The organism is Bradyrhizobium sp. NBAIM08 (assembly GCF_020193935.1).
GTDB lineage: Bacteria > Pseudomonadota > Alphaproteobacteria > Rhizobiales > Xanthobacteraceae > Bradyrhizobium > Bradyrhizobium yuanmingense.
In genome coordinates this window covers 1-564 of the sequence record NZ_JADYVR010000092.1, presented here as the reverse complement: position 1 = coordinate 564, position 564 = coordinate 1, and the positions used below count along the sequence as shown (strand labels likewise).

Below are 564 nucleotides of genomic sequence, written 5' to 3'. Positions count from 1 at the left end.
GGCGAGAACATCTTCGTCGTCCGGGACGGCGTCATAGCCACGCCCGACCTGTCGACGTCGATCCTGCCCGGCATCACGCGGGACACCGTCGGTGAGATCGCCCGGAGCCTGGGCTACGAGGTGGTCGAGAAGAGCCTGATCCGGTCCGACCTTTATCTCGCCGACGAGGTGTTCATGTGCGGGACGGCGGCGGAGGTGACACCACTGCGGTCGGTCGACGGCGTCGAGCTCGGGGTCGGCCCGGTGACGGAGGCGATCCGCGACGAGGTGGCGGAGCAGGTGCGGAAGAGCGTGGAGATGGGCGCCCGCGTGCTGACCGGCGGATCGGCGCCCGACCGGCCGGGGTGGTACTACACGCCCACGATCCTCACCGACATCCCGAAGGATTCGCCGGCGTACACGGAGGAGGTGTTCGGTCCCGTCGCCCTCCTCCACCGCGTCCCCGACGCAGACGCGGCCGTCCGGCTGGCGAACGACACACAGTTCGGCCTGGGCAGCTCCGTCTGGACGCGCGACGCGGCCGAGGCGCGGCGCTTCACGGACGAGCTGGAGGCGGGGATGGTG

General features: G+C 70.7%; 1 protein-coding gene. It reads left to right on the top strand.

The genetic code is table 11. The features are described 5' to 3' along the window. On the top strand, positions 1-564 hold a 564-nt coding region (locus I6F37_RS38550), incomplete at both ends, for an aldehyde dehydrogenase family protein (RefSeq protein ID WP_225154151.1).